The sequence below is a fragment of the Sodalis glossinidius str. 'morsitans' genome, assembly GCF_000010085.1.
GTDB classification, from domain to species: Bacteria; Pseudomonadota; Gammaproteobacteria; order Enterobacterales; family Enterobacteriaceae; genus Sodalis; species Sodalis glossinidius.
The window spans coordinates 1,350,348-1,377,108 of sequence record NC_007712.1; the positions used below are offsets into that span (position 1 = coordinate 1,350,348).

Below are 26,761 nucleotides of genomic sequence, written 5' to 3' on the forward strand. Positions count from 1 at the left end.
GGGTTAATCACTCTCGCTGCCGGGCGGGGCGGGCGGCTCCGCGGGTAAGTCTGTGGTGTTATTGCCCAGAAGGATATGATCCAGAATCTGGCGGGTAATCGTTCCCACTGCCGGTCCAACGCCGCCGTTTTCCAGAATGACCACTACGCCCACCGTCGGTTTATCATAGGGGGCGAAGGCGGTCATCAGTTTATGGTCGCGCAGGCGTTCGGCGATTTTGTGGGCATTATAGGTTTCGTTGGCCTTCAGACCATACACCTGAGCTGTACCGGATTTGGCGGCCGCCTTGTAAGGCGCGTCGGCAAAACTCTTGCGCGCCGTGCCGTTTGGCCGGTTGGCGACGCCATACATGCCGTCTTTGGCTATTTCCCAGAAGCCGGAATGTGGGTCTCCGATTTGCACATGCTCCGGCTGACGGTAGGGAACCTGGCGGCCGTTTTCCCGCGTGCCGGAGAGCAGATGCGGCGTCCTCACCGCTCCGTCGTTAATCAGCGTCATCAGCGCCTTGGACATCTGCAGCGGCGTGGCGGTCCAGTAACCCTGGCCGATCCCGACCGGAATGGTATCCCCCTGGTACCAGGGTTTTTTAAAGCGTGCGACTTTCCACTCGCGGGTCGGCATCACGCCGGCGCGCTCTTCGGACAGATCGATACCGGTATACTGGCCGTAGCCAAATTTGGTCATCCATTCGGAAAGCCGGTCAATGCCCATGTCATACGCTACCTGATAGAAAAAGGTGTCCGCCGACTCCTCCAGCGCCCGGGTGACGTTCAACCGGCCGTGCCCCCAGCGTTTCCAGTCGCGGTAACGTTTCTCCGAGCCGGGCAATTGCCACCATCCCGGATCGAACAAGGAGAAATTTTTATTAATGACGCCAAGCGTGAGCGCCGACACCGAAATATAGGGTTTTACAGTGGAGGCGGGCGGATAGACGCCTTGGGTGGCGCGATTGATAAGCGGGCGGTTTTCATCTTCCAGCAGCGCGTGGTATTCCTTGCTGGAGATACCGTCGACAAACAGGTTGGGATCGTAGCTCGGGTTGGATACCAGCGCGCGGATGCCGCCGTCACGGGGATCCACCACGACCACCGAGGCGCGGCTGCCGGCCAGCAGCTTCTCGATATATTGTTGCAGGCTCAGATCCAACGTCAGGGTAATATCCTTCCCCGCCTGGGGCGGCTGCTCGTGCAGCTGACGGATCACCCGGCCGCGGTTGTTGACTTCCACTTCTTCGTAACCGGTTTTACCGTGCAGCGCACTTTCATAGTAGCGTTCGATACCCAATTTCCCGATATCGTGCGTCGCGGCATAGTTCGGCAGGATCCCTTCTTTATCCAGACGTTCCACGTCGCGGTCGTTGATTTTCGACACATAGCCTATGACGTGGGTGAGTGCAGAGCCGTAGGGATAATAGCGACGCTGGTAGCCCTTCACTTCGACGCCGGGAAAGCGGTACTGGTTGACGGCGAAACGGGCCTGCTGCACGTCGGTCAAACCGACTTTAAGTGGAAGCGATGTAAAACGGCGGGAGCGTTTACGCTCTTTTTCAAAATTGGCAATATCATCATCGGTCAAATCGACAATCGGTCGCATGTCGGCAATCGTCTGCGCTAAATTGTCTACCTTTTCCGGTACCAGTTCCAACTGATAGATGGTGCGGTTCAGCGCCAGGGGCGTGCCGTTGCGATCGTAGATAATGCCGCGGCTCGGCGTGATAGGCACCAGCTTGATGCGGTTTTCATTGGAGCGCGTGCGGTAATCCTCGAAGCGGGTAATTTGCAAATGGTACAGATTGACGATGAGGACGCCGCTCAGCAGCAATATGCCGGCGAACGCCACTAGTGCGCGACGCACAAATAGCGCCGACTCGGCTGAATAGTCGCGAAAGGGGTTACGTTCTATTTTCATTCAGCGGAATTAGTTCACGTTAATCATCGTCGCCGCGTTACTCACGGTGATAAGGGTGATTGGTTGTAATGCTCCACGCACGATACAGGCTCTCCGCGACCAGCACCCGGACCAGCGGATGCGGTAAAGTTAACGGGGACAGCGACCAGCTTTGCTCGGCCCCTGCCTTGCAGGCAGGGGCCAGCCCCTCGGGCCCGCCGATAAGGAAACTGACATCGCGCCCGTCTTGTTTCCAGCGCTCGAGCTGCTGCGCCAGCCGCGGTGTTTCCCAGCGCGCGCCGGGGATGTCCAGCGTAACAATGCGGTTCCCTTTTGCTACCGCTGCTAGCATCTGCTCGCCTTCCTTGTCCAGGATACGTGCAATATCCGCGTTTTTGCCGCGCTTACCGGCCGCAATTTCCGTCAGGTCGAAGGGCAAATCTTTGGGAAAGCGCTTAAGATAGTCGCTAAACCCGGTCTGCACCCAGTCCGGCATTTTGGTGCCGATGGCGATAAGCTGCAGTCTCACCCCTCAGCTCCAGAGCTTTTCCAGCTCATACAGACGGCGGCTTTCTTCCTGCATCACATGCACAATCACATCACCCAGGTCGACCACGATCCAGTCGGCGGCGTTTTCCCCCTCTACGCCCAGCGGCATCAGGCCGGCGGCACGCGACGCCTGTACCACATGGTTGGCAATGGACATGACATGGCGGCTGGATGTCCCGGTGCAGATCACCATGCAATCTGTAATGCTCGACTTGCCGCGCACGTCGAGGGTAATAATGTCCTGCCCTTTCAAATCGTCTATCTTGTCAACAACAAAATCTTTGAGCATGGTATCAAGCAAAGGTTCCCCCTCCGGTATGCTTCGCACGCGCCACGCTGAAACAGGGTGACGCTAGTCAATGGGATAGCTGCCAGGCGCCGGTTGACCGCGGAATGAACAGAGATTAACAGCGCCGGCCAGGCCGGCGAAGAAGAGAAGATAAGGCGCATAGCATAGCATAGCGCGCGCACTAACGGTATAAGCCCTGTGCGTCAATATAACCTTGCACCGAGGGAGGGAGCAGGCCGTCGCAGGCGCGGCCTTCCCGATAGCGCGCGCGGATATCGCTGGCGGAAATGGCCAGTTGCTGCGTGGCCGCGCAATAGATAAGCCCCGCCGGTTGCTGGTGCAGCGCCTGCGGATCGCGGGTCAGCCGGCGGGCGAGCCAGCGATTGTCGCGCTCATCGGCCAGCCCGTAGTCATAACCGGGCCGGGCGCACACCAGCAGATGGCATAACGCCGGCAATTCCAGGCCGCGATGCCATTGCGTCAGAGTCAGCAGCGAATCCTGGCCGATAATGAAGGCCAGCGGCGAGTCCGGGCCATACTCGCGGCGTAGCGCTTCAAACGTGTCTACCGTATAAGAAGGCGTCGGGCGCTGGAGTTCGCGCTCATCAAGGGTGAATATGGGATCGGGCAATTCGGCAATCGCCAGCCGCGCCATCGCCAGCCGCTGCTGCGCAGACGCCACCGGCTGCGGCCGGTGCGGCGGGACATTGTTCGGCAGCAGGATCACCCGCTGCAGGTTGACAAGGCGCGCCAGCGCGATGACCGGCCGCAGGTGGCCGTAGTGGATAGGGTCGAACGTGCCTCCGTAAAAGGCGGTGAGCGCGCGTTCAGACATCAAACATTGCCGTGGGCAGCGATTTGCCGCACAACAATAACGCCAGGGCGTTCAGATCGGACCATACGGGGTAGCCATAATCCTGTTTGAGCGCCAGTTCGATTTTCGTCATCAGTGCCACCGTATCGCGCAACTGCGCCAGAGTAAGCCGCCCTATGGCCTGCGTCAGCAGCGAACGGCGGTTCTGCCAGACCTTGTGGCGGTCGAACAGGGTACGCAGCGGCGCGACGGCCGTTTGCCGTTTGAGCGTCAGCAGCAGCAGGACTTCGCGCTGGATGCTGCGCAACAGGATGACCGGCTCCGTGGCCTCCAGCCGCAACTGACGCAAAATATGCGCGGCGCGTTTGCTTTTGTCCGCCAACGCGGCGTCGACCCAGTGAAACGGCGTGAAGTGTGCGGCGTCGTTCACCGCCGCTTCGACCCGCGGCAGCGTCAGACTGCCGTCAGGATAAAGCAGCGACAATCGTTCCAGCGCCTGGGCCAGCGCTAGCAGGTTGCCCTCGTAGCAATAACACAATAGCTGGCAGGCGGCATCATCCAGCGTCAGCTTCATACTCGCGGCACGTCTTGCCACCCAGCGCGGCAGCTGCGCCTGCTCCGGCGTGGTGCAGCTCACCAGCACCGCGTTTTGACTCAGTGCCTTGAACCAGGAGTCGTTCTCCGTGGCGCGGGTCAGCTTGCTGCCGCGTAGGATCAAGAGCACGTCGTCATGCAACAGCGACGCCAGCTGGAGCATTTTTTCCGCCATGGCGGCGTTGATGCCGCCGTCCGGCAGGACAAGCAGCAGCGTTTGCCGACTGGCGAACAGACTGCGCGCCTGGCACAGACTGAAAATCGCGTCCCAATCGGTGGCGGCGTCCAGCGTGACGCTGAAACGCTCGTCGAATTGCTGCGCCTGTGCCCGGTCGCGAATGCGATCCTGGCTTTCCTGTAGCAGCAGCGGATCGTTGCCAAACAGCAGATAACATGGGCGCAGTGCTTCCAGTAATTGCGCAGCCAACTGTTCGGCATACAGCCGAATCATGACGCTGACCGCCGTTTCACCAGACACAGGGTCATCAGGAGGCCGGCGCCACCGGCTGCGGTGGCTGCTGCTGTTTCAGTTTTGCGTCCAGCGCCTTATCCGCCTCTTCCGCGGCATGCACTGTCAGCAGCTTACGTACCAGCTGCTGCGCGGCCTGCTGGCGCATCTCCTGGCGAATAATATCCCCTTCGGCATCCTTCGCCAGCGCCGTTAGCGGGTTATCGAAGAACGAGCGATAAACCTTGACGTCGATAGGATAGTAATCTTCGCCGGGCATCAGGACCTGCGCGTGTACGCCCAGCGTCATCTGGTATTCGGCGGTTTTACCGTCCTGAAACACCGAGGCGGTGACCTGATTTTCCGAGGAATTGACAATACGCAGCGACGGCAGCGTATTGTTTTTGTCCTGGGCGTCGTCAACCAGCGTCACATCGTTCAGACGTAGTTCCGCCCGCACGGCGCGGGTGAGCGGCCCGTAAGGATCATAACTGTTCAGGGTCATGGTTTTCATTTCGGTCGGCACCTGGTCTGTGGTGCCGCGCAGGTGATAACCACAGCCGGCGGTGATCGTCACCGCCAGGCCCAGTACCAGTGCTAAAGTCCAATATCGCACAACGCCTCCTTCTGTTAACCCACAACCAGGTTAAGCAGCTTACCCGGTACATAAATCACTTTGCGCACCGTGGTCCCTTCAAGATGTTTCGCCACTAGATGTTCCTGGGAGGCGCGTTCACACACCAGGGCTTCGTCCGCATCTGCGGGCACGGTAATCCTGCCGCGCAGCTTGCCGTTGACCTGAATGACCACCAGCTTGGCGTCTTCCACCATAGCGGCCTCATCTGCGACCGGCCACGGTGCATTATCGATGTCCCCTTCGCCGCCCAGCGCCCGCCAGAGCGTAAAGCAGGCATGCGGGGTGAAAGGATAAAGCATCCGTACAACCGCTACCAGCGCCTCCTGCAGCAGAGCGCGATCCTGCCCGGTCTGCTGCGGCGCGCGTGCCAGCTTGTTCATTAATTCCATAATGGCGGCGATGGCGGTGTTGAACGTCTGACGGCGGCCGATATCGTCGGTGACTTTGGCGATAGTTTTATGCACCTCGCGGCGCAGCGCCTTTTGTTCGTCGTTCAGGGCGTCGATATCCAGTGCGCCCACCGGACCCTGCTGGGGATGCTCATAGGCCAGTTTCCAAACGCGCTTCAGGAACCGGTTGGCCCCTTCCACACCGGATTCCTGCCATTCGAGCGTCATTTCCGCCGGTGAGGCGAACATCATAAACAGGCGCACCGTGTCGGCGCCGTATTTCTCGACCATTTCCTGCGGGTCGATACCGTTATTTTTCGATTTCGACATTTTACTCATGCCGGCGTACACCAGCTCGCGGCCGCTGGCATCGGTCGATTTCACGATGCGGCCTTTCTCATCCCGTTCCACGCTGACCTCCAGCGGCGACACCCAGACGCGCTCGCCGCTGGAGGTCAGATAGTAGAAGGCGTCGGCCAGCACCATCCCCTGGCACAGCAAACGCTTGGCCGGCTCGTCGGAGGTGACCAGACCCGCGTCGCGCAGCAGCTTGTGATAGAAACGAAAATACATGAGATGCATGATGGCATGTTCAATGCCGCCGATGTACTGATCCACCGGCAGCCAATAGTTGGCGGCGGCCGGATCGAGCATGCCGCGGTCATAATCCGGGCATGTATAGCGCGCGTAATACCAGGAAGATTCCATGAAGGTATCGAAGGTATCGGTTTCACGCAGCGCGGGCTGGCCGTTGTAGGTGGTTTTCGCCCAGTCCGGATCGGCTTTCAGCGGGCTGGAAATGCCGTCCATCACCACGTCTTCCGGTAGGACAACCGGCAGCTGATCTTCCGGTGTCGGCACGACGGTACCGTCTTCAAGCGTCATCATCGGAATCGGCGCTCCCCAGTAGCGCTGGCGGGAAACCCCCCAATCGCGCAGGCGATAGTTCACCTTGCGCTCGCCGACGCCCTGCGCCACCAGCGCATCGGCGATGGCGTTGAAGCCCGCCTGGAAGTCCAGACCATCAAATTCACCGGAATTGAACAGAACGCCTTTTTCAGTCATCGCCTGAGCGCTGAGATCCGGCTCGCTACCGTCGGCATTGCGGATAACTGGTTTCACTGGCAAGTCATATTTGCGGGCGAACTCAAAATCGCGCTGGTCATGCCCCGGCACCGCCATGACAGCACCCGTGCCGTAATCCATCAGCACAAAGTTGGCGACCCAGACCGGCAGCATCTCGCCGGTCAGCGGATGCACCGCATGCAGGCCGGTGGCCATGCCCTTTTTCTCCATCGTGGCCATGTCCGCTTCCGCCACTTTGGTGGTGCGGCATTCCTGAATAAAATCGGCCAGGGCTGGATTGGACGCCGCCGCCTGCAGCGAAAGCGGATGACCCGCCGCTACCGCGACATAGGTTGTACCCATAAAAGTGTCCGGGCGCGTGGTGTAAACCGTCAGCGTCTCTTCGCTGTCTGCGACCTGGAACGTAATTTCCACCCCTTCTGAGCGGCCGATCCAGTTGCGTTGCATGGTTTTCACCTGCTCGGGCCAGCTCTCCAGCTTGTCCAAATCGTACAAGAGCTGGTCGGCGTAGGCGGTAATCTTCACGAACCACTGCGGTATTTCCTTGCGCTCGACCTTGGTGTCACAGCGCCAGCAGCAGCCGTCGATGACCTGTTCATTGGCCAGCACCGTCTGATCCTGCGGGCACCAGTTGACCGCGGAAGTCTTTTTATACACCAGCCCCTTTTCATACAGGCGGGTGAAAAACCACTGCTCCCAGCGGTAATAGTCCGGGCGGCAGGTGGTGACTTCACGGCTCCAGTCGTAGCCGAAGCCCAGCAGTTTAAGCTGGTTTTTCATGTAATCGATATTGGCGTAGGTCCAGGGTGCCGGAGCGGTGTTATTTTTCACCGCGGCCCCTTCGGCGGGCAGGCCGAACGCATCCCAGCCGATAGGCTGCAGGACGTTTTTGCCTAGCATGCGCTGATAGCGGGCTATCACATCGCCGATGGTGTAGTTGCGGACATGCCCCATGTGTAGGCGGCCGGAAGGATAGGGCAGCATGGAAAGGCAGTAGTACTTTTCCTTGCAGGGGTCTTCGGTAACCTTGAACGTATCGTTTTCATGCCAGTGTTGCTGGACGGTGGATTCTATCTCTTCCGGGCGATAAAGCTCTTGCATGGCAGCCAGTGGTCCTTAAGTGAAATACGGCGACGCTCGCGCAGGGAGCGTATGAAGCATAATGCTAGTATCCGTCTAGCATAGCTGATAAGCGATAGTGGCAACAACACCCAGCGCCCGGCTGGGCCGTTTTTCTGCCGATATTCGCGGCGAGCGTGGCAAATCCCCCTCGCGTGAGGTGCGTGACACCGGGCGCGCAGACCGTTTTGAACTAAAATAATGAAGACGATGACAACGAGCCGGCAGCACCGCCGGTCAAGGAGAAAATAATGGACAATGTCGCGCAACATTACCATCAATTGCTTACTTCGCTGACCCAGCGGCTGGAACAAGGGGAACGGGATATCGACGCGCTTGAGGCGGATGCCCGCCGGAGCCTGCTGGCCAGCGGCGATCTTACCCCCCTGGAGGTGGAGAACGTGACCCGCGCGGTGCGCCGGGATCTGGAGGAGTTTGCCCGCAGTTACGATGAAAGCCGTGAGCAGGATGACGAAAGCGTGTTTTTGCGGGTGATTAAGGAGAGCTTATGGCAGCGGCTGGCGGATATTACCGATAGGACGCAGTTGGAATGGAAAGAGGTGTTCAAGGACGTCAGCCACCAAGGCGTCTACCACAGCGGAGAAGTAGTCGGCCTGGGCAATCTGGTGTGCGAACGCTGTCATCATACGCTGGCGTTCTATACCCCGGAAACCTTGCCGCTTTGCCCGGATTGCAGCTTCGATGAATTTCATCGTCAGCCGTTCCGTTAAGGGCGCCGGCGGTAGACCAGGGACAACAATAGAGGCGCGGCAGGGCGGGAGCAGAGATTCTCCCTGCCGTGCGGTGGGACGATTAATGCAGGATTTTCGCCAGGAAATCGCGGGCGCGGTCCGACTGGGGATGGGCAAAAAACGCCTCTTTCGGCGTATCTTCGATAATGCGGCCCTCATCCATGAAAATGACCCGGTTGGCCACTTTGCGCGCAAAGCCCATTTCATGGGTGACCACCATCATTGTCATCCCCTCCTGGGCCAGTTCCACCATGACATCCAGCACTTCGTTTATCATTTCCGGATCCAGCGCGGAGGTGGGTTCGTCGAACAGCATTGCAACCGGATCCATGCACAGCGCCCGGGCGATCGCCACGCTCTGCTGCTGGCTGCCGGACAGCTGACCCGGGAATTTGCTGGCGTGCGCCGCCAGACCCACCCGCTCCAGCAGGGCTTGCCCTTTGGTACGCGCCGCCCCTTTGTCGCGTTTCAAAACCTTCACCTGCGCCAGAGTCAAGTTGTCGATAATCGACAGATGGGGAAATAGCTCAAAATGCTGGAACACCATGCCCACCTTGCTGCGCAACTGCGCCAGATTAGTACGTTTGTCGCTAACGCTGATGCCGTTGACATGGATTTCTCCTTCCTGAATGGGTTCCAGGCCGTTAACGGTTTTGATAAGCGTCGATTTACAGGAGCCTGAAGGGCCGCACACCACGACCACTTCGCCTTTATTGACCTCGGTTGAGCAGTCGGTCAGCACCTGAAAGTGACCATACCACTTGGAAATATTTTTCAGGGAAATCATCTAACCGTCCTTTTTTTCAAATAGTTCACCAGCGTCGACGTGCTCAGGCTGATGACAAAATAAACCAAACCGGCGAACAGCACCATTTCCACCTGCGTACCGTCACGCTCGCCGATAGAGGAAGCGGTACGGAAGAAATCGGCCAGACTCAATACGTAAACCAGCGAGGTATCCTGAAACAGCACAATACCCTGCGTTAGCAGCAGCGGCACCATCGCGCGAAACGCCTGCGGCAGAATCACCAATTGCATGGATTGCCAGTGCGTCATGCCCAGCGCCAGTGCGGCGGAAGATTGACCGCGAGCGATACTGACGATACCGGCTCGAATGATTTCCGAATAATAGGCCGCCTCGAACAGCGAAAACGCGATCATGGCGGAAATGAGCCGGATATCGGTTTACGGCGACAGACGCATTACGGCCATGCCCTGTAACATATAAGGCAAGCCGGGCAGAATAGAACTCCAGTCGAATTCGTACATTATTTGTTCCCCAGATTGCCCGGCAGGCGCACTTTTCTTTCGACAAAATGCATTATCAGCATAATCACGGCGTTGATAAGCAGATAGCCCAGGGTAATAGCGGTAAAAGACTCATAGGCGTGGGCGGAATAATCCAGCAGTTTGCTGGCCTGCGCCGCCATTTCCACCAGACCGATCGTCGAGGCGACCGACGAGTTTTTTACCAGGTCAAGCATTTCCGAGGTCATCGGCGGGACGATGATTCGATAGGCATGGGGCAGCAGAACATAGCGATAGGCCTGTCCCAGCGTGAGCCCCATCGCAAGTGCGGCGTTTAATTGCCCCTTGGACAGCGACTGAATGCCGGAACGCACCTGCTCGCAAAGGCGCGCGGAGGTGAACAGCCCCAGGCATAGCATCGAGGACACGAAGAACTGAATAGTGGGATCCAGCTCGGCTTTGAACCAGGTGCCGATGGAGGCAGGCAGCAGTTCCGGCACCACCAGATACAGATAAACGGCTGCACTATCAGTGGAATATTACGGAACAGCTCCACATAATAGATCCTGATCTCCGCCAGAAAGCGGTTAGGCAGGGTGCGCAGAATACCGAACAGCGAACCGACGACGAAAGCAATTATCCAGGCGCAGAACGACACGGCGATGGTGACCTGAAAGCCTGAACATAGCCAACCCAAATAGGTGGTGTTGCCGAACATGGCAGCTTCAAAAAAATTCCCTAGTTCCAATTTTTTGACATAAAAAATCCGGTAAAAAAGGGTAGCAAACGCTACCCTGAAGATTGATGAATGGCCCCGTATTCCCGCGCTTCGGGGAACGGCCTTGGCGCGTCTGTCTGTCCGGGCCTTTGGTCAGCAATCAAGAGGGCGGGCAATCCCGCCCTTATTATCGTTATTAGTTTACGGCTTTATCGTTAGGGGATTTGAACAGGGCTTGCATATCGTCCGACATGGCAAAGTTCATGTTCAGATTCTTCGGCGGGATGGGTTGTTTGAACCACTTGTCGTACAATTTTTCCGCTTCGCCGGACGTTTGAATATGGGCGATAGTGTCATCCATCAGGGTCTTGAACTGGGCGTCGTCTTTGCGCAGCATGCAGCCATAGGCTTCTTTCGACTGCGGCGTACCGACAATATCCCACTGATCAGGTTTGCGCGATTTGGCGTGTTCGCCGGCCAACAGCGCGTCATCCATCATGAAGGCCACCGCGCGGCCGTTTTCCAGGGTGCGGAAAGAGTCGCCGTGATCTTTGGTGCTGATGATGCGCATTTTCATCTGCTTCTCATCGTTGAGCTTGTTGAGCAACACTTCCGACGTGGTTCCGGCGGTGACGACGACAGTTTTGCCGGCTAAATCGCTAAAGTCTTTGATTAGCGCCCCTTTTTTCACCGCCAGGCGGGTGCCGATAATGAACAGCGTATCGGAGAAGTCCACCTGTTTCTGACGTTCCAGATTGTTGGTGGTGGAGCCGCATTCAAAATCATAGGTTCCGTTTTGCAGCAGCGGGATGCGATTGGAGGACGTAATGGGCAGATATTTAACCTGCAGATTCGGCGCGTCGATTTTCTTTTTCACGGCGTCAACGATGGCGTTGGAGTAATCTTGCGAATAGCCTACCACTTTCTGCTGGTTGTCATAATAGGAGAAAGGAATAGACGATTCGCGGTGACCTACCACGATGACGCCATTGTCTTTGATTTTTTTCAGTGTGCCCGTTAACTCTTCGGCATGAGCCTGACTGGCGGCAATGCCGATCATCACTAATGATAACGCCAATTTGCGCATGTGCATCTTCCTGCTCCTTTGCTGTGATTACGGTATCAGACCTATCAGCGTCCGGCGGCACTGTGGCGGCAAGCTGGCCTGAAGTAATACCCACTTTTGAGACGTATTTGTCAATATAATTACCGTTAAAATAGCCTAATGTAAATAAACTAACACCAAAATGTTGAAGTTTTGAGAACCGCTGCACACTAAAATGCGGCACACGACGATGTTCTGCTCATTTCCAGTGCGTGACCTGCACCGCAACAGAACGCTGGCCCTTGTCACGTGACGCCGCCTCGGTATGCTCAACACATTATTGGCAGCAATATTCATGCCAGGTGAAACTGTTGCCCCGCTATGAAGCAGCATCTCGACCGAGTATCAACGCTATCCTGCAGGCAGCGCAGCAGAGTCTGAAGGAGCAAAAAAAGCTCCCTTATGAGACAAAGACAATTCATGCGCTGACAAAGCAAGGGAATGAGGGACGAAGGGACCATGGATCTAAAGGATGAATGGATAATGGGCTATGGGCTATGGGCTATGGGCTATGGGCTATGGGGACGAGGGATGGGGAGATGAGGAGAATTCAGCGACTGGCAAATGGACGCCGATGCATATCCGGTGTGGCGGAGGCAGCGTAACGGGGCGCAGCCGGCGGGCTGAAGGAGGCTTGACGAACCCGCAAGCCGGCGCAGCTGCGAAGGCACGCGGGCCTCGCCGCGTGTCCCCGGTGGTTTTCGCTATTGCGCCGCTTTATGCAGAGCGACATGCGCTTTGAAAATATCCAGCGCCTTCGGCAACTGCGCCGCATCCAACCGTTTGTTACTTTCCCACAGTCCGGCGAAATCGATCGCGCGGCCGCAGTGAATAAACGCTTCATCAACCCGGATAACCAGCACGCTCTTCGCGGGCACGCCGTTTTGGGCAAAGCGAGCGCACAGCGCCGGATCCACGGAAATCTGCGCCTGATAATTCAACCGGAAACACTCAGACCAGTCGGGGATCAAAAACAACAGCCCGACAGCGGGGTTATGCAGCAGATTGGTCAACCCGTCCAGGCGATTATTGCTGCCGCGATCCGGCAGCAGCAGCGTCTTGGTGTTCTCTACCTGCACAAAGCCAGGTTCGCCACCCTTCGGTGAACAGTCGAACCCGCGGGGACCCTGCGTGCCGAGCACGATAAACGGCGACGAGCAATAAGCCGGCGCGCATAGTCATCCACATGGTCGATTTGTTTATGCAGCACGCCAGGATGGGGGGCCGCGTAATAGTCGCGCAATTGCGCGCTGTCCTTCAGCACATAGCGTTCATCAAGCAGCATGCCATTTCCTCAGGCGCCTCGGCGGCGATCAAAAACCAGCGCGGTAAATCCGGCCAGCAGCGTAACAATCCATAGCGGCCAGGAGCCGGCACGGGCGTAGGGTGTCATTCCCTGCGTCGGGGTCACGCGAACGTTGAGCACGTCGCGGGTAAATTGCGGCAATTGCGCCTGCGGCGTTCCGTCGGCGTCGATGACCGCGGTGATACCGTTATTGGTGCTGCGCAGCAGCGGCCGCCCCAGCTCCAGCGAACGCATACGCGCCATCTGGAAGTGCTGCCACGGGCCAATGGAATGCCCGAACCAGGCATCGTTTGACACTGTCAGCAGGAAGTCGGTATCGGGGCGGAAATTATCCCGCACCTGACCGCCCAGGATAATCTCATAGCAGACGGTGGCGGTGAGCTTCATACCGGCCACCCGCAGCTGTGGCTGCAAATAACGTCCCTGACTGAGCGATGACATCGGCAGATTGAACAGCGGCGCCAGCGGCCGCAGCAGACTTGCCAACGGCACGGTCTCGCCAAAGGGCACCAGATGATGCTTGTTGTAGCGATCCTTGGAGGGATACCGGTAGGGTGTGGATTCGCCCAATACGATAATGCTGTTGTAGTAATCGTAGCCTTGTGGGGTAGGCCGCGCGTCGATGATGCCGGTGATCAACCGGGTATGTCCCTGGCGTAGCTGTTCATCAAGACGGGTCAGGAAGGCGTTTTGGGCAATCTCATCGTCGGGTATAGCCGATTCCGGCCAGATAACCATCTGCGCCTTGCCAAGAGCCGGCAGGGTACGCTGCAGGTAAATATCCAGCGTCGGCACCACCTGGCTCGCCTCCCATTTCATCGACTGGGCAATGTTGCCTTGCACCAGCGCGACGTTAATGGCCCGCTCCGGCTGAGGCTGATACCAATGCAGCGAACGCAGCGGCCAGGGCAGCAGCAGCGCCAACGCGGCGACAGCCGGCAACGTTCGCCGCTGCGCCAGCGCATAGACCGCCAGCCCGCTTATCATCACCAGTATGAACGTGATCGCCTGTACACCGAACAGCGGCGCAATGCCTTTTAACGGGCCGTCTATCTGGCTGTAGCCGAATTCCAGCCAGGGAAAGCCGGTCAGTACCCAACCGCGTAAAAATTCGGTGATCGACCACAGCACCGGCGCGCCGAGCGCCAACCGCCATAGGCTGGTACGCGGCCACAGCCGCGCCAGCAGGGCGGCAAACAGCAGGGGATAAAGCGCCAGATAGGTGGCGAGCACCACCACCAGCGCCACATTGACCGGGCCGGGCAGGCCGCCGAACTGCGCGATGCTGACATAGACCCAATTGACGCCGGTGCCGAACAGGCCGAATCCCCAGAGAAAGCCCAGCCAGCCGGCTTGCCGGGCGCTGCGGTTGAGGGTGACCGCCAGCAGGCCGCCCAGCGAAACCATAGCCGCAGGCCAGAAATCGTAGGGGGAAAATGCCAGGGTACCGCAGGCGCCGGTAACGAGCGCCAGCAACGCGCGGAGCCGCTGGCGTGCAAACAGTGAGGCGATGGCCATGGGGGAATTAATCTTCCATGATGGGTTGCGGTGAGTTCTCAGGGATTTTGACGTGTACCTGAATAATGCGTCTGCTGTCGGCCATCGCCACTTTGAAATTGTAGCCGTCGATATCGATGGCCTCGCCGCGCGCCGGCAAATGGCCAAAGGCCTGCATGACTAGGCCGCCGATGGTATCCACTTCCTCATCGCTGAAGTGTGTATTGAAGACCTCGTTGAAATCTTCAATGGGCGTCAGGGCGCGAACGGTGAAGGTGTGGCGGTTCAACTGGCGAATATCCTGATCTTCTTCATCGTCGTACTCATCTTCGATTTCGCCGACGATAAGCTCCAGGATATCTTCAATGGTCACCAGACCGGACACGCTGCCGAATTCATCGATGACGATGGCCATATGGTAGCGCTGGGAGCGAAACTCCTTCAGCATACGGTCGACCCGCTTGCTTTCCGGCACCACGACCGCCGGACGCAGAATCTTCTCGATGCTGAAGGGTTCGTCGTGGCTGAGCATGAACGGCAACAGGTCCTTGGCCAGCAGAATCCCTTCAACATGATCCTTATCTTCGCTGATAACCGGGAAGCGGGAATGGGCCGATTCGACGATGACGTCGAGGCACTCCTGTAGCGATTGGTTTTTCATCAGCGTGATGATCTGCGAGCGGGGGATCATGATATCCCGTACCCGCTGTTCGGCGATGTCCATGACGCCTTCCAGCATATCGCGGGTATCGGGGTCGATAAGCTCGTTCTGTTCGGAATCCCTGATAAGTTCGAGAAGATCGTCACGGTTTTTCGGTTCGCCGTGAAACAGCTGATTTAGCATCAGGGTAAAAAAGCCCTTCTTGGGACTGGGGCTATCGTTGCTCTGCGAATGGTCGTCGCTCATAGCGTTTAGTCAGTTTCACTCTCTAATGATTATGGGGGGCATTACGCCTCTTTTTCCGCAAGATACGGATCCGGGTAACCGAGCTTTTGCATAATCTCGGTTTCCAGCGATTCCATCTCCAGGGCTTCCTCATCCTGTATATGATCATACCCTAACAGATGCAGTGAACCGTGAACAACCATATGCGCCCAATGGGCTTCCAGCGCCTTCTCCTGCTGCTGCGCTTCGCGCTCCACTACCTGATGGCAGATTACCAAATCCCCCAGTAGCGGCAGTTCCACTTCCGGTGGCGCCTCAAAGGGAAAGGAAAGCACATTGGTGGGCCGATCTTTGCCGCGGTAGGTCATATTAAGTTCATGGCTTTCCGCTTCGTCCACCAGGCGAACGGTCACCTCCGCGCAGTCGCGAAACAGCGGCAGCACGCCCTGCAGCCAGCGCAGGAAATCCGCCTCGGCGGGCAAACCACGCGCTTCATCGCAGGCCAGCTGCAGGTCAAGTATCACGTCGCTCATGCATCAGACTCCCTGGAGGATGACGAACCGTGGCCGGCCAGAGCGGCGCCGTTGTTCTGTGCCAAGGCCTCGTGTTTGCGCTCGGCGGCGAGTTGTTCTTTGCGTTTTTGATCGGCGGTTTCCCAGGCTTCATAGGCATTGACAATTCGCGCCACTACCGGGTGGCGTACCACGTCTTCGCTATGGAAGAAATTGAAACTGATTTCTTCCACTTCCTCCAGCACTTCCACCGCGTGACGCAACCCTGATTTCTGATTGCGCGGCAGGTCTATTTGAGTGACGTCACCGGTGATGACCGCTTTGGAATTGAAACCGATGCGGGTCAGGAACATCTTCATCTGTTCGATGGTGGTGTTCTGACTTTCGTCAAGAATAATGAATGCATCGTTCAGGGTTCGTCCGCGCATATAGGCCAGCGGCGCGACCTCAATGACATTGCGCTCAATCAGTTTTTCCACCCGCTCAAAGCCCAGCATTTCAAAGAGGGCGTCGTAAAGCGGGCGCAGATAAGGGTCGACCTTCTGGCTGAGATCGCCGGGCAGAAAACCCAGTTTCTCGCCTGCTTCCACCGCCGGGCGGGTCAAAAGAATACGGCGAATTTCCTGGCGCTCCAGCGCGTCTACCGCAGCCGCCACCGCCAGATAGGTTTTGCCGGTCCCGGCCGGGCCGACGCCGAAGGTGATGTCATGATCGAGAATGTGGGCGATGTATTGCGCCTGATTGGGCGTGCGCGGTTTGATGATGCCACGTTTGGTTTGTATATTCACCGCGCGGCCATAATCGGGCACGCTCTCCGCCGTTTGCTCCAGCACCCGGCTCTGTTTGATGGCCAGATGGATTTGTTCCGGCTCGATATCGGCGATAACGCCGCGCAGAGGAGCCGTGTCGACGTACAGCGAGGTGAGGATCGACGCGGCGGCGTCAACGCACAACGATTTACCCACCAGCTTGAAGGTATTGTCACGCCGATTGATCTCAATGCCCAACCGGCGCTCAAGTTGCTTGATATTGTCATCAAACGGCCCACAGAGGCTCAACAGACGGTTGTTGTCTGCGGGTTCCAGCATGATTTCTTTGGTTTCGACGTTCAAATCTTTCCTCTCGGCCTCTCAAGCTTTTGCAAGGTGAACCCCAGGTCGTGCGCCGGCAGGGCCGGCAGCGAAGGCCCAAGATTAATAAATGAAGCATCCCCACCCACGCGTCAAGGGCAAAGACCATTATATGTATATTGGGGCACAATTAGTGCAATGCAAGCAGGTGAGCCGCATGGCGGCGGAGCGGCAAGCCGCTCCGGAAAGCTGGCGGGCAGGGGGGTCACGGCTGGTACATGCCCACGCCCAGTTCGTTCTCTTTACGGGTGCGGGCAATGACCGACGCCGTGCTTTCATGGCTGCGCAATGTCATCTGATCTTCGGTGCGCAACAAGACGCCGCGCAGGGAATTGGGATACACGTCGACGATCTCCACATCGACGAATTTGCCAATCATGGACGGCGCGCCTTCAAAATTGACCACCCGATTGTTTTCGGTACGGCCGGACAGCTCCATCACATTTTTGCGCGATGTGCCTTCCACCAGAATACGTTGCACTTTACCCTTCATGCGGCGGCTGTACTGCATGGCCTGTTGGGTGATACGTTCCTGCAAGATATGGAGCCGCTGTTTTTTCTCTTCTTCGCTGACATTATCCACCATATCAGCGGCAGGCGTGCCGGGACGCGCGGAGTAAATGAAGCTGAAGCTCATGTCGAAATTCACGTCGGCGATAAGCTGCATCGTTTGCTCAAAGTCTTGCTGGGTTTCGCCCGGAAAGCCGATGATGAAGTCGGAGCTGATTTGGATATCCGGGCGCGCCTTGCGCAGCCGGCGGATGATCGATTTATATTCCAGCGCGGTGTGGGCGCGTTTCATCATGGTCAGGATGCGATCGGAGCCGCTTTGCACCGGCAGGTGCACGAAGCTGACCAGTTCCGGCGTATCGCGGTAAACGTCGATAATATCGTCGGTAAACTCAATAGGGTGGCTGGTGATATAGCGGATACGGTCGATACCGTCGATGGCCGCCACCAGCCGCAGCAGTTCGGCGAAGGTGCAGATGCCGCCGTCATAGCTGGCGCCGCGATAGGCGTTGACGTTCTGTCCCAGCAGGTTGACTTCACGCACACCCTGATCCGCAAGCTGGGCTATCTCGAACAGGATATCGTCGCACGGGCGGCTGACTTCTTCGCCGCGGGTATAGGGTACGACGCAAAAACTGCAGTATTTGTTGCAGCCTTCCATGATAGACACAAAGGCGGTCGGCCCTTCGGCGCGCGGTTCCGGCAGACGATCGAATTTTTCGATTTCCGGAAAGCTGATATCCACCACCGGGCTGCGGGTGCCATTGACATGATTAATCATTTCCGGCAGGCGGTGCAGCGTCTGAGGCCCGAAAATGATATCCACGTAATTGGCCCGCTCACGGATATGGGCGCCTTCCTGCGACGCCACGCAGCCGCCGACGCCGATGATCAATTCCGGTCGGGCTTCCTTAAGCATGTGCCAGCGCCCCAGCTGATGGAACACCTTTTCCTGCGCTTTTTCCCGGATGGAGCAGGTGTTAAGCAGCAGGACATCCGCCTCTTCGGGGTTGTCCGTCAACTGATAGCCGTGAGTGCTATCCAGTAAGTCGGCCATCTTGGATGAATCGTATTCATTCATCTGACAGCCCCAGGTTTTGATATGGAGTTTTTTGGTCATCAGCTTGCCAGTACTCGATGCAGTATTAAAAAGCCCGTAGGCTTGCGCAGGGCGCGTATTGTAATCCTTTGCCGGTGTTGTGACCAGTCTAGCGCGCGAGGCGGATCTTGGAAGGGCCAATTTTGCGGTACACTACCGGAAACTGGAAAATAATAGCGTAGGCATAGGCCGAAATGAAGACGAACGAGACAGGCTATGAAGTAGTGGTGGCTGGCGGCGGCATGGTGGGGGCGGCGCTGGCGCTGGCGCTGGCGCAAGCGGGCTTCCGGGTTCTGATAATCGATCCGGCGCCGCCGACGCCGGCCGCAGATGACGCACCGCCGGATTTGCGGGTGTCGGCTATCAGCTGCGCTTCCGTGGCGCTGTTGCGCCGCATCGGCGCCTGGCAACGCCTCGACGAGCGGTTTTGCGTGCCGTACCGCCGTCTGGAAACCTGGGAATGGCCGTCTTCGGTGGTGGCGTTCGATGCCGCCTCCCTTAACCTGCCGGAGCTGGGTTTTATGGTGGAGAACCGCCGACTCCAGCAGGCCTTATGGCAAGGCTTTACAGACTGCGACGCGTTGACGCTGCGTTGCCCGGCGTCGCTCGCCGCCATGGCGTGGGACGACGGCCGCTGGCGGTTAACGCTTGATGATGGCAGTAGCGTCGCGAGTCGGCTCGTGGTCGGGGCCGACGGCGCGCATTCCTGGGTACGTCAACACGCGGGCATTGCGGTCAGCGGCTGGCAGTATCGCCAATCCTGCCTCTTGCTCAGCGTAGAAATGGACGGCGGACAGCAACAGGACGTGACCTGGCAGGCGTTTCACCCCTCTGGACCGCGGGCGTTTTTGCCGCTCTACGGGCGCTGGGCGTCGCTGGTGTGGTATGACAGCGCGGCGCGTATTCGCCAGTTGGATAAACTCCCTCTGCCGGCGCTGGCGCGAGAAGTGCAGGCGGCCTTTCCCGACCGGCTCGGTGCCTTCACCCTGCATGGGGCGGCATCGTTTCCCTTAACGCGCCGCCACGCCCGCGACTATGTGTTGCCGGGGCTGGCGCTGATAGGGGATGCCGCGCATACCATTAACCCCCTCGCCGGGCAGGGGGCCAATCTTGGCTTTCGCGATGCCGATGCGTTGGCGGAGGTCTTGATTGTCGCTCGCGATCGTGGTGAACGTTGGGAAACGCGGGCGGTGCTGCAACGTTACCAACGCCGTCGGCGCGGCGATAACCTGCTGATGCAGGCGGGAATGGATGCGTTTTACACGACGTTTAGCAACTACTTGCCGCCGCTAATGCTGGCACGCAATCTCGGCCTGATGTTGGCACAGCGCGCCGGCGGCCTTAAGCACCGGGTGCTGTGTTACGCGCTGGGGCTGTAACGTTACTGGCCCGCAGCCGTCCGACGTGACGGACGTGTCAGGCGGTGGTTTAGGGCACATCTTCGCTACGGCATCTCACGCACGCATCTTGACTTTATTGCTATCCAATATTTTATTAATGGTTTTTTTATTCAGACGCTAATGCTTCATCGCCGGGTTGTTACCGCCCGGCAAGGCCAATATTATAGCCAGCATAACCGTCTTATTAGGCCGTTATTTCCAGGGAAAGAAGACAATTGAAAAGGACATTCGATGAAGAAGGGAAACTGCTGTTTCGCGGTCATTGCGCTTTTGCTCATGAACCCTGCCCACGGTAAACGTCAATCCCAAATCGAGCAAAATGGCTATGGCTATTCCGGGCGTCACGGCCAACCATGCCATCGTACAGGCGAACATTGCCGGCAAAATCGAATGGCTTGATCCCACTCAGTATTATTATGTGCCCGACTATGTGGCGCCGGATCTCCAGGATCGTGCTGTGCTGGTTTTCACGCCGGAAGGAAAAGTGATCGTGGACGCTATCCTGGCGTCCACGCCGCGGCAGGAAGAGCGGATCGAGTGCAATGAGACTTTTACCGCGCAGGGGCGGTCGACTGTCCACGAGCGGCAAGTGAGAATGAAGGGCGGCGATCTTGCCAATCTGTTCCAGGGGGATTGTGAACAGGGTGTGGAAAGTATCGATATCGCTTTATGCAACGCGGTGGTGAATAAAAACGCCCGCTGCCGGGTGGAACGCGACCCGACGCAATATCAGTTACCTGACGCCTACCCGGTCAATATCCATGCCGAAGATTGCCATACTCTGACGCGGATTGCCGATTCTCGCTATCTCTATTTGGGGAGCCCTTACCCCACGGTTTAGGATGATTTTAACCGCTACCGGCGTGAAGGCGGGTTAACCGATATTTATTTGGAGGGAAAATTGTCGCGGCAAATAAATCTGGTTGGCGAGGGCATTACCGCGGCGGTAAACGCCTGCTGGCTCCGCTCTCGATGGTTCGATATCGACATCGTGGGAGAGAAGACGGCGCGTGGTTACCGTTACAGCAAGCAGATAACGGTCAAAACGCCGTGGATCAGTCATGATGAAATTATGCAACCGGCCTTTGAGGGCTTGATGACGCGCGCCAACAATTGTTACGACCGGCTTAATTTTATCGTTAATGCGTCCTGAGCGGGGGTCGCACAACGGCTAAAAAAACGCTCCCGGAGGGAGCGTTTTTAATTGCCGCCTGCGCGGGCTTGATATGGCTGGGGTACCAGGATTCGAACCTGGGGGTGCCGGAATCAGAATCCGGTGCCTTACCACTTGGCGATACCCCAAAAATATGGTGGCTACGGCGGGAATCGAACCTGTGACCCCAGGATTATGAGTGCTGTGCTCTAACCAGCTGAGCTACGTAGCCGTATTTTTGACCGATTACTTTGCAACAGACCGCGATATCGGCAGGTCATTTTGGCTGGGATACCAGGATTCGAACCTGGGGGTGGCGGGATCAAAACCCGCTGCCTCACCGCTTGGCTATATCCCATCTTAGCCGCAATTGCAGCATTGTTCGCCCGAAAGACAAAGCGAGTTGGCTGGGGTACCAGGATTCGAACCTGGGGGTGGCGGGATCAAAACCCGCTGCCTTACCGCTTGGCTATACCCCATTTGCTGCTTACCGAACGATGGTGCGGGAGGCGAGACTTGAACTCGCACACCTTGCGGCGCCAGAACCTAAATCTGGTGCGTCTACCAATTTTCGCCACTCCCGCAAAGGTGGTGGCTACGACGGGATTCGAACCTGTGACCCCAGCATTATGAGTGCTGTGCTCTAACCAACTGAGCTACGTAGCCAACTTTCCGCGTGACCTACATTCGGCGTTGCGGGGCGTATTATGCGGAGTTGACGAACTTCAGTCAACCCCCTTTTTTTCGCTAATCCGGCATTGCGCGGGCCGTTTGTCTGACTAATGAACAACCTGACCATAAAAGCGGCTAACGTAATGATTTTCCCGCGCTCACGGGGAGGAAAACCGGGCCAATAAGGCCCGTTTTTAACCGGAATAACAGAGAGGATTGACGGGGCGGCAGCCCCCTGACCGGTGCAATGAACAGCGTCCAGCGAGAGCCTGCCCGACAGCGGCAGGCCGCCACGGCAACGGGGCTCTCACGGCGGTTTGACGCCATGCACTCAGCATTGCCGGCCGAGGCCGATGGCCGTCTGTCCAACGGTCCTGGACGCCAGCAGGGCATTCTCGCAGGCGGCTATCAATAGGCCGAAGCGTGTACGCCTACCGCGCGACCAGAGGGATCGTCCATTTTTTTGAACGATTTGTCCCATTCGATGGCCTTGGCGGAAGAGCAGGCCACCGACGGGCCCCCAGGTACGCATTCCGCGGCGCTTGGCAGTGGGAACAGCTCGGTGAAAATTTCCCGGTACAGATAGCCTTCTTTGGACGTCGGCGTGTTATAGGGGAAGCGGAAGTGGGCGTTGGCCAGCTGTTGATCGCTGATTTGCTCCGCGGCAATGACTTTGAGGCTGTCAATCCAGCTGTAGCCCACGCCGTCGGAAAACTGTTCCTTCTGCCGCCAGGCAACGCTCTCCGGCAGATAATCGGCAAAGCATTCGCGCAGCACGTGTTTCTCAATTTTGCCGTTGCCGCACATTTTATCCTGCGGGTTAATACGCATCGCCACATCCAGGAACTGCTTGTCGAGGAAGGGGACGCGTGCCTCGACGCCCCAGGCGGACATCGCTTTGTTGGCGCGGGCGCAGTCATACATATGCAAGGCCTGCAGTTTACGCACCAGTTCTTCATGGAACTCTTTCGCGTTCGGCGCCTTGTGGAAATAGAGATAGCCGCCGAACACTTCATCGGCGCCTTCGCCGGACAGGACCATTTTGATGCCCATCGCCTTGATTTTGCGCGACATCAGGTACATCGGCGTCGAGGCGCGGATGGTCGTGACGTCATAGGTTTCGACGTGGTAAATCACGTCGCGGATCGCGTCCATACCTTCTTGCACCGTGAAATGAATTTCATGGTGCACCGTGCCCAGCGCCGCCGCCACTTTGCTGGCGGCGCTCAGATCCGGCGAGCCTTCCAGGCCCACGGCGAAAGAGTGCAGCTGCGGCCACCAGGCTTCGCTTTGCGCGTGATCTTCCACCCGACGGGCGGCATACTTCTTAGTGATGGCAGAGATTATGGATGAATCAAGCCCGCCGGACAGCAGCACGCCGTAGGGCACATCAGACATCAGATGGCTTTTCACCGATTCTTCCAGAGCCGCCTTCAGCGCCGCTTTGTCGGTGACATTGTCTTTCACCCGATCGTAATCGAACCAATCGCGCTGATAGTAGGGACGCAGTTCACCGTCCTGGCTCCAGAGGTAGTGTCCCGGCGGGAACTCTTGGAGCGTGCGACAGACCGGGACCAGCGCTTTCATTTCCGACGCGACATACAGGTTACCGTGCTCGTCATGACCCATATACAGCGGGATGATGCCCATGTGATCGCGGCCGATTAAATAGGCGTCTTTTTCCGTGTCGTACAGGATAAAGGCGAACATGCCGCGCAATTCGTCCGGAAATTCCGGGCCTTTTTCCTGATACAGGGCCAGAATGACTTCGCAGTCGGAACCGGTCTGAAAGGCGTAGCGGTCGCCCAGCTGTTCGCGGATGAGCTGATGCTTATAAATCTCGCCGTTTACCGCCAACACGTGCGTGTGCGCCGCGTTGTAAAGAGGTTGGGCGCCGGTGTTGACGTCGACGATGGACAAACGCTCATGGGCCAATATCGCTTTTTCGCCCGCATAGACGCCGGACCAATCGGGGCCGCGGTGACGCATCAGGCGAGAGCATTCCAGCGCCTGTTTACGTAATTCAACCGGATCGGTCTTCAGATCCAGTACCCCAAAAATAGAACACATAATTTTTCCCTCATGATGATTTCCGGCGGTCGCCCTGCGCCGTCACATATGCAACGATTTAGCATCAAAACGACCCAACAATTCAATATCCAGGTGGAAATAAACGTTATCAGGTGAATAATCATCAATAAAAAAGCGAAATAATGATATAAAAGGCACTAAACCAGAAGAAAAGAGCGCGTTCATTGTGAATTCAATAATGCGATTTTTACCGCCGGCGGCCGTGTGGGTCACCGTCTTGCCGGGGGCATGAGGCAAATGGGCTAAGTGCCCCTTCACTCTGCGGGTTGAAAAAGGCAAACAGGGGCAGGTCAATCGCCGGGTAGACCCGGAAAGTCGCGGCTCATTCACAGCATTACCCGTGGGCTTGCAACGTTGTCGTGTAACGTGACGCAGGCCATTTGTCGGGCAGGACCGGTTAAATCGGCGCCCCCGAAGAACTTTGATGCGTTAGGAGGCAGTCTTTACCCTGCGCCGATGCGCCGATGCGGCGTTGCGTCGGCTTCAAGCAACCGCTGAAGCAGCACGCCGTTAAGCATGGCGCGCTTCACCAGGGCGAAAGCGCCGATGGCCGAACCATGATCCAGCACTGAGATGACCACCGGCAAGTTTTGCCGGAAGGCTTTCAGCACCTGATTATCGATGCAGCGCTGCACGGCCGGCAGCAAAATTTTGTGGGCCTCGGTGATTTCGCCCGCCAATACCACCTTTTGCGGATTGAACAGGTTAATGCTGAGCGCTATCACCTTACCCAACTGACGGCCGACGTGCTCGATCACTTCCACCGCCAACCCGTCACCGCGGTTGGCTGCCAGACAGATGGTGTCTATCCGGCAGTCGTCCGGCGTCAGTTTACTGGCATAACCCTGACTGAGCAGCAGGCGCACCCGTTGCTCGATCGCGGCATTGGCGGCAATGGTTTCCAGACAGCCAAAATTGCCGCAGTGGCAGCGTTCTCCCAGCGGATCGACCTGAATATGGCCAATCTCGCCCACGTTACCGTTACTGCCAAGGAAAATCTGGCCATTTATCAAGATGCCTGCCCCGGTACCGCGGTGCAAACGAACCAATATGGAATCGGCGCAATCCTGGGTTGCACCGAAATAGTGCTCCGCCAGCGCGAGACTGCGAATGTCGTGGCCTACAAACGCGGTGAGATGGAAACGCTGCTGCAACTGATCTACCAGCGGCCAGTGGTGTACCTGTATATGAGGCATATAGCGGACAATGCCGGAGAAGGGGTCGACCAGCCCCGGTAAAATTACCGAAATAGCGATGAGATCGCGGATTTTACGCTGCGCCTGCTCAAGAAAGTCGGCGATAGCTTCCATCAGCGCCAGCTCCAGCGTCTGCTGGGTCCGCTGCGGCAGCGGGAAGTAGGCTTCCTGCAGGGCCTTGCCGCTCAAATCATAAAGCATGATCGTCGCATCATGCCGGCCGAGGCGAACGCCGATGGCCTGGAAGCCACGGGTTTCGGCCACGATGGAGATAGCCCGCCGGCCGCCGGTGGAGGCTTGCTGATCCACTTCACGGATCAGGCCGCGTTCCAGCAGTTGGCGGGTGATCTTGGTAATACTGGCGGGCGCGAGCTGACTTTGTTCTGCTATCTGAATACGGGAAATGGGGCCCATTTGATCGATGAGACGGTAGACCGCCGCGTTATTTAACTGTTTAACAAGGTCAATATTGCCTATCGGGGTCTGTCCGCCTGGTGTCATCGCTTACTCGCTTATGGTCAAACTTCGTCGCCGTTAACGATAGTTTTACTGATTTTATAATCGTGGGTGAAGGCGGTTAAGTTGGCGATTTTGCCGACCGTCAGCGTCCCTAACCGCGCGTCCACGCCCAGCGCCCGTGCCGGGTAAAGGGTTGCCATGCGCAACGCCTCGTCCAATGCGATACCGGCGTACTCTACGCTACCACGTACCGCTTCAATCATGGTAAGCGCCGAGCCGCTAAGGGTACCGTGTTCATCCACGCAAAGGCCATCGCGATAGTATATTGTTTTGCCGGCGAAAATGAACCGATCAATATTTTCCGCGCTGGCCGGGGCGGTGGCATCCGTGACCAATATCAGGCGATCGCCTTTAATGCGTTTGGCGTTACGAATGTTGGCCCAGTTGACATGCAGGCCGTCGGCGATGATACCGCAATAAATTTCCGGCGCGTCGAACAGGGCGCCGATAACACCCGGTTCGCGCCCGACCATCGGCGGCATGGCGTTAAACAGATGGGTCGTAAAGCTGATGCCGGCGGCGAAACCCGCCTTGGCCTGCTGGTAAGTGGCATTGGAATGACCAATAGAAACGCGAATGCCGGCGTCGCACAACCGGCGGATAACAGACGCGTCTACCTGTTCGGGAGCCAGGGTCATCTTGCTTATCACGTCGCTGTTAGCGCACAGGAAGACCACCATTTCTTCGCTCGGTGCGCGTATCAATGCCGGATCATGGGTGCCTTTTTTGACCGGGCTGAGGTAGGGGCCTTCCAGATGCAACCCCAGCGCCTGATGTTTATGCTGCGCCAGGTAAGCGCGCATGACCTCCACCGCCCGCCGCATATAGTCATCGGTGCTGGTGATGAGGGTCGGCAGGAAACTGGTGCAGCCGGAGCGCTGATTGGCGGCCTGCATCGTTTCCAGCGTTTCGACCGACAGCGCGTCCAGGCTGTCGTTGAACTGTACGCCGCCGCAGCCGTTAAGCTGCAGGTCGATAAAACCGGGCGCCAGCGCGGCGCCGGCCAAATCGCGGCGTTCAATGCCGGCGGGCAGGCTGTCGGCGGGGCAAATGGCGTCGATAACGCCGTTTGCGATAACGAGCGAGTGGTTATCCAGAATCTCGCTACCGGTATAGATGCGGCCGTTGGTTAAAGCATACATATTCAGCTCCGGG

General features: G+C 57.5%; 24 protein-coding genes, 6 tRNA genes and 2 pseudogenes. 4 read left to right on the top strand and 28 right to left on the bottom strand.

Features of this window, described 5'->3' with window-relative positions; all coding sequences use genetic code 11:
• Positions 1 to 3: 3 nt before the first annotated feature.
• The 7 genes from mrdA to leuS all read right to left on the bottom strand — a co-directional run bounded on the left by mrdA (position 4) and on the right by leuS (position 7,794).
• Positions 4 to 1,908: a peptidoglycan DD-transpeptidase MrdA gene (gene mrdA, locus SGP1_RS07035; protein WP_011410660.1), complete on the bottom strand. Its 1,905-nt coding sequence runs from the start codon at positions 1,906 to 1,908 to the stop codon at positions 4 to 6.
• A gap of 37 nt (positions 1,909 to 1,945) precedes the next feature.
• Positions 1,946 to 2,416 carry a 23S rRNA (pseudouridine(1915)-N(3))-methyltransferase RlmH gene (gene rlmH, locus SGP1_RS07040; RefSeq protein WP_011410661.1) on the bottom strand — a complete coding sequence of 157 codons (471 nt, stop codon included), beginning with the start codon at positions 2,414 to 2,416 and terminating at the stop codon, positions 1,946 to 1,948.
• A gap of 3 nt (positions 2,417 to 2,419) precedes the next feature.
• Complete coding sequence (rsfS, locus tag SGP1_RS07045) at positions 2,420 to 2,725, bottom strand: ribosome silencing factor (RefSeq protein ID WP_041867430.1); 306 nt, start codon at positions 2,723 to 2,725, stop codon at positions 2,420 to 2,422.
• Positions 2,726 to 2,906: 181 nt separating this feature from the next.
• Positions 2,907 to 3,560, bottom strand: coding sequence for a nicotinate-nucleotide adenylyltransferase (nadD, locus tag SGP1_RS07050; RefSeq protein ID WP_041866741.1), 654 nt, complete (start codon positions 3,558 to 3,560; stop codon positions 2,907 to 2,909).
• Positions 3,553 to 4,584 (bottom strand): DNA polymerase III subunit delta, encoded by a 1,032-nt coding sequence (holA, locus tag SGP1_RS07055; RefSeq protein WP_011410664.1) that lies wholly within the window; start codon positions 4,582 to 4,584, stop codon positions 3,553 to 3,555. Before holA ends, nadD begins: the two co-directional genes overlap by 8 nt.
• 34 nt (positions 4,585 to 4,618) lie before the next feature.
• The gene (gene lptE / locus SGP1_RS07060; RefSeq protein WP_011410665.1) at positions 4,619 to 5,197 is read right to left on the bottom strand and encodes an LPS assembly lipoprotein LptE; all 579 of its coding nucleotides are present in this window, start codon (positions 5,195 to 5,197) and stop codon (positions 4,619 to 4,621) included.
• A 14-nt stretch (positions 5,198 to 5,211) separates the two neighbouring features.
• On the bottom strand, positions 5,212 to 7,794 hold the full coding sequence (gene leuS, locus SGP1_RS07065) for a leucine--tRNA ligase (RefSeq protein ID WP_011410666.1): 2,583 nt from the start codon (positions 7,792 to 7,794) through the stop codon (positions 5,212 to 5,214).
• A gap of 269 nt (positions 7,795 to 8,063) precedes the next feature.
• Here leuS and SGP1_RS07070 point away from each other — a divergent pair, with 269 nt between their 5' ends.
• A complete protein-coding gene (locus tag SGP1_RS07070) occupies positions 8,064 to 8,543 on the top strand; it encodes a zinc ribbon-containing protein (protein WP_011410667.1) in 480 nt (159 codons plus the stop codon).
• A gap of 82 nt (positions 8,544 to 8,625) precedes the next feature.
• Here the strand turns inward: SGP1_RS07070 and SGP1_RS07075 are convergent, their stop codons facing one another.
• The 11 genes and pseudogenes from SGP1_RS07075 to miaB form a co-directional block, all read right to left on the bottom strand.
• Positions 8,626 to 9,351: an amino acid ABC transporter ATP-binding protein gene (locus SGP1_RS07075; RefSeq protein WP_011410668.1), complete on the bottom strand. Its 726-nt coding sequence runs from the start codon at positions 9,349 to 9,351 to the stop codon at positions 8,626 to 8,628.
• A pseudogene (locus tag SGP1_RS07080) lies at positions 9,348 to 9,833 on the bottom strand (ABC transporter permease subunit). The gene SGP1_RS07075 and the pseudogene SGP1_RS07080 overlap by 4 nt, the downstream one beginning before the upstream one ends.
• A pseudogene (locus tag SGP1_RS07085) lies at positions 9,833 to 10,571 on the bottom strand (amino acid ABC transporter permease). The pseudogenes SGP1_RS07080 and SGP1_RS07085 overlap by 1 nt, the downstream one beginning before the upstream one ends.
• Before the next feature lie 155 nt (positions 10,572 to 10,726).
• The gene (locus tag SGP1_RS07090) at positions 10,727 to 11,623 is read right to left on the bottom strand and encodes an amino acid ABC transporter substrate-binding protein (RefSeq protein ID WP_011410669.1); all 897 of its coding nucleotides are present in this window, start codon (positions 11,621 to 11,623) and stop codon (positions 10,727 to 10,729) included.
• 716 nt (positions 11,624 to 12,339) lie between these two features.
• Complete coding sequence (locus SGP1_RS07095) at positions 12,340 to 12,777, bottom strand: pyridoxamine 5'-phosphate oxidase family protein (protein ID WP_243466194.1); 438 nt, start codon at positions 12,775 to 12,777, stop codon at positions 12,340 to 12,342.
• Positions 12,705 to 12,920: a hypothetical protein gene (locus SGP1_RS32950; protein WP_243466333.1), complete on the bottom strand. Its 216-nt coding sequence runs from the start codon at positions 12,918 to 12,920 to the stop codon at positions 12,705 to 12,707. Before SGP1_RS32950 ends, SGP1_RS07095 begins: the two co-directional genes overlap by 73 nt.
• A gap of 9 nt (positions 12,921 to 12,929) precedes the next feature.
• Positions 12,930 to 14,459 carry an apolipoprotein N-acyltransferase gene (gene lnt / locus SGP1_RS07100; protein ID WP_011410670.1) on the bottom strand — a complete coding sequence of 510 codons (1,530 nt, stop codon included), beginning with the start codon at positions 14,457 to 14,459 and terminating at the stop codon, positions 12,930 to 12,932.
• A 7-nt stretch (positions 14,460 to 14,466) separates the two neighbouring features.
• Positions 14,467 to 15,345: a CNNM family magnesium/cobalt transport protein CorC gene (corC, locus tag SGP1_RS07105; protein ID WP_011410671.1), complete on the bottom strand. Its 879-nt coding sequence runs from the start codon at positions 15,343 to 15,345 to the stop codon at positions 14,467 to 14,469.
• A gap of 41 nt (positions 15,346 to 15,386) precedes the next feature.
• Entirely contained in the window at positions 15,387 to 15,857 is a 471-nt protein-coding gene (gene ybeY / locus SGP1_RS07110) for an rRNA maturation RNase YbeY (protein WP_011410672.1), read from the bottom strand.
• On the bottom strand, positions 15,854 to 16,948 hold the full coding sequence (locus SGP1_RS07115; RefSeq protein WP_011410673.1) for a PhoH family protein: 1,095 nt from the start codon (positions 16,946 to 16,948) through the stop codon (positions 15,854 to 15,856). The genes ybeY and SGP1_RS07115 overlap by 4 nt, the downstream gene beginning before the upstream one ends.
• A gap of 223 nt (positions 16,949 to 17,171) precedes the next feature.
• A complete protein-coding gene (gene miaB / locus SGP1_RS07120) occupies positions 17,172 to 18,596 on the bottom strand; it encodes a tRNA (N6-isopentenyl adenosine(37)-C2)-methylthiotransferase MiaB (protein WP_011410674.1) in 1,425 nt (474 codons plus the stop codon).
• Between the two features lie 173 nt (positions 18,597 to 18,769).
• On the opposite strand from miaB, the gene ubiF reads away from it, so the two are divergent.
• The 3 genes from ubiF (at position 18,770) to SGP1_RS07135 (ending at position 21,128) form a co-directional block, all read left to right on the top strand.
• Positions 18,770 to 19,954: a 3-demethoxyubiquinol 3-hydroxylase gene (gene ubiF / locus SGP1_RS07125; RefSeq protein WP_011410675.1), complete on the top strand. Its 1,185-nt coding sequence runs from the start codon at positions 18,770 to 18,772 to the stop codon at positions 19,952 to 19,954.
• A gap of 346 nt (positions 19,955 to 20,300) precedes the next feature.
• On the top strand, positions 20,301 to 20,816 hold the full coding sequence (locus SGP1_RS07130) for a hypothetical protein (protein ID WP_041866742.1): 516 nt from the start codon (positions 20,301 to 20,303) through the stop codon (positions 20,814 to 20,816).
• 60 nt (positions 20,817 to 20,876) lie between these two features.
• Entirely contained in the window at positions 20,877 to 21,128 is a 252-nt protein-coding gene (locus tag SGP1_RS07135; RefSeq protein ID WP_148203414.1) for a hypothetical protein, read from the top strand.
• A gap of 74 nt (positions 21,129 to 21,202) precedes the next feature.
• Here the strand turns inward: SGP1_RS07135 and SGP1_RS07140 are convergent.
• The 10 genes from SGP1_RS07140 to nagA all read right to left on the bottom strand — a co-directional run bounded on the left by SGP1_RS07140 (position 21,203) and on the right by nagA (position 26,748).
• Positions 21,203 to 21,277 (bottom strand) — tRNA-Gln (locus SGP1_RS07140).
• A 6-nt stretch (positions 21,278 to 21,283) separates the two neighbouring features.
• Positions 21,284 to 21,360, bottom strand: a tRNA-Met gene (locus SGP1_RS07145).
• Between the two features lie 51 nt (positions 21,361 to 21,411).
• A tRNA-Gln gene (locus SGP1_RS07150) sits at positions 21,412 to 21,486 on the bottom strand.
• A gap of 46 nt (positions 21,487 to 21,532) precedes the next feature.
• A tRNA-Gln gene (locus SGP1_RS07155) sits at positions 21,533 to 21,607 on the bottom strand.
• Between the two features lie 19 nt (positions 21,608 to 21,626).
• Positions 21,627 to 21,712: transfer RNA gene (locus SGP1_RS07160), tRNA-Leu, on the bottom strand.
• A gap of 5 nt (positions 21,713 to 21,717) precedes the next feature.
• Positions 21,718 to 21,794, bottom strand: a tRNA-Met gene (locus SGP1_RS07165).
• 414 nt (positions 21,795 to 22,208) lie between these two features.
• The gene (gene asnB, locus SGP1_RS07170; RefSeq protein ID WP_011410676.1) at positions 22,209 to 23,870 is read right to left on the bottom strand and encodes an asparagine synthase B; all 1,662 of its coding nucleotides are present in this window, start codon (positions 23,868 to 23,870) and stop codon (positions 22,209 to 22,211) included.
• 42 nt (positions 23,871 to 23,912) lie between these two features.
• Positions 23,913 to 24,221 (bottom strand): hypothetical protein, encoded by a 309-nt coding sequence (locus SGP1_RS29300; RefSeq protein WP_148203415.1) that lies wholly within the window; start codon positions 24,219 to 24,221, stop codon positions 23,913 to 23,915.
• 113 nt (positions 24,222 to 24,334) lie between these two features.
• Complete coding sequence (nagC, locus tag SGP1_RS07180; protein ID WP_011410677.1) at positions 24,335 to 25,588, bottom strand: DNA-binding transcriptional regulator NagC; 1,254 nt, start codon at positions 25,586 to 25,588, stop codon at positions 24,335 to 24,337.
• 17 nt (positions 25,589 to 25,605) lie between these two features.
• A complete protein-coding gene (gene nagA, locus SGP1_RS07185; RefSeq protein ID WP_011410678.1) occupies positions 25,606 to 26,748 on the bottom strand; it encodes an N-acetylglucosamine-6-phosphate deacetylase in 1,143 nt (380 codons plus the stop codon).
• Positions 26,749 to 26,761: the final 13 nt, after the last annotated feature.

Excerpts from the sequence above, each read along its gene's own strand:
- SGP1_RS07130 (WP_041866742.1), top strand. The coding sequence starts at position 20,301 with ATGGCTATTCCGGGCGTCACGGCCAACCATGCCATCGTACAGGCGAAC.
- SGP1_RS07090 (WP_011410669.1), bottom strand. The coding sequence starts at position 11,623 with ATGCACATGCGCAAATTGGCGTTATCATTAGTGATGATCGGCATTGCC.
- mrdA (WP_011410660.1), bottom strand. The coding sequence starts at position 1,908 with ATGAAAATAGAACGTAACCCCTTTCGCGACTATTCAGCCGAGTCGGCG.
- leuS (WP_011410666.1), bottom strand. The coding sequence starts at position 7,794 with ATGCAAGAGCTTTATCGCCCGGAAGAGATAGAATCCACCGTCCAGCAA.
- nagA (WP_011410678.1), bottom strand. The coding sequence starts at position 26,748 with ATGTATGCTTTAACCAACGGCCGCATCTATACCGGTAGCGAGATTCTG.
- ubiF (WP_011410675.1), top strand. The coding sequence starts at position 18,770 with ATGAAGACGAACGAGACAGGCTATGAAGTAGTGGTGGCTGGCGGCGGC.
- asnB (WP_011410676.1), bottom strand. The coding sequence starts at position 23,870 with ATGTGTTCTATTTTTGGGGTACTGGATCTGAAGACCGATCCGGTTGAA.
- miaB (WP_011410674.1), bottom strand. The coding sequence starts at position 18,596 with ATGACCAAAAAACTCCATATCAAAACCTGGGGCTGTCAGATGAATGAA.
- nadD (WP_041866741.1), bottom strand. The coding sequence starts at position 3,560 with ATGTCTGAACGCGCGCTCACCGCCTTTTACGGAGGCACGTTCGACCCT.
- SGP1_RS32950 (WP_243466333.1), bottom strand. The coding sequence starts at position 12,920 with ATGCTGCTTGATGAACGCTATGTGCTGAAGGACAGCGCGCAATTGCGC.
- rsfS (WP_041867430.1), bottom strand. The coding sequence starts at position 2,725 with ATGCTCAAAGATTTTGTTGTTGACAAGATAGACGATTTGAAAGGGCAG.
- nagC (WP_011410677.1), bottom strand. The coding sequence starts at position 25,588 with ATGACACCAGGCGGACAGACCCCGATAGGCAATATTGACCTTGTTAAA.
- ybeY (WP_011410672.1), bottom strand. The coding sequence starts at position 15,857 with ATGAGCGACGTGATACTTGACCTGCAGCTGGCCTGCGATGAAGCGCGT.
- lnt (WP_011410670.1), bottom strand. The coding sequence starts at position 14,459 with ATGGCCATCGCCTCACTGTTTGCACGCCAGCGGCTCCGCGCGTTGCTG.
- holA (WP_011410664.1), bottom strand. The coding sequence starts at position 4,584 with ATGATTCGGCTGTATGCCGAACAGTTGGCTGCGCAATTACTGGAAGCA.
- SGP1_RS07075 (WP_011410668.1), bottom strand. The coding sequence starts at position 9,351 with ATGATTTCCCTGAAAAATATTTCCAAGTGGTATGGTCACTTTCAGGTG.
- corC (WP_011410671.1), bottom strand. The coding sequence starts at position 15,345 with ATGAGCGACGACCATTCGCAGAGCAACGATAGCCCCAGTCCCAAGAAG.
- SGP1_RS07070 (WP_011410667.1), top strand. The coding sequence starts at position 8,064 with ATGGACAATGTCGCGCAACATTACCATCAATTGCTTACTTCGCTGACC.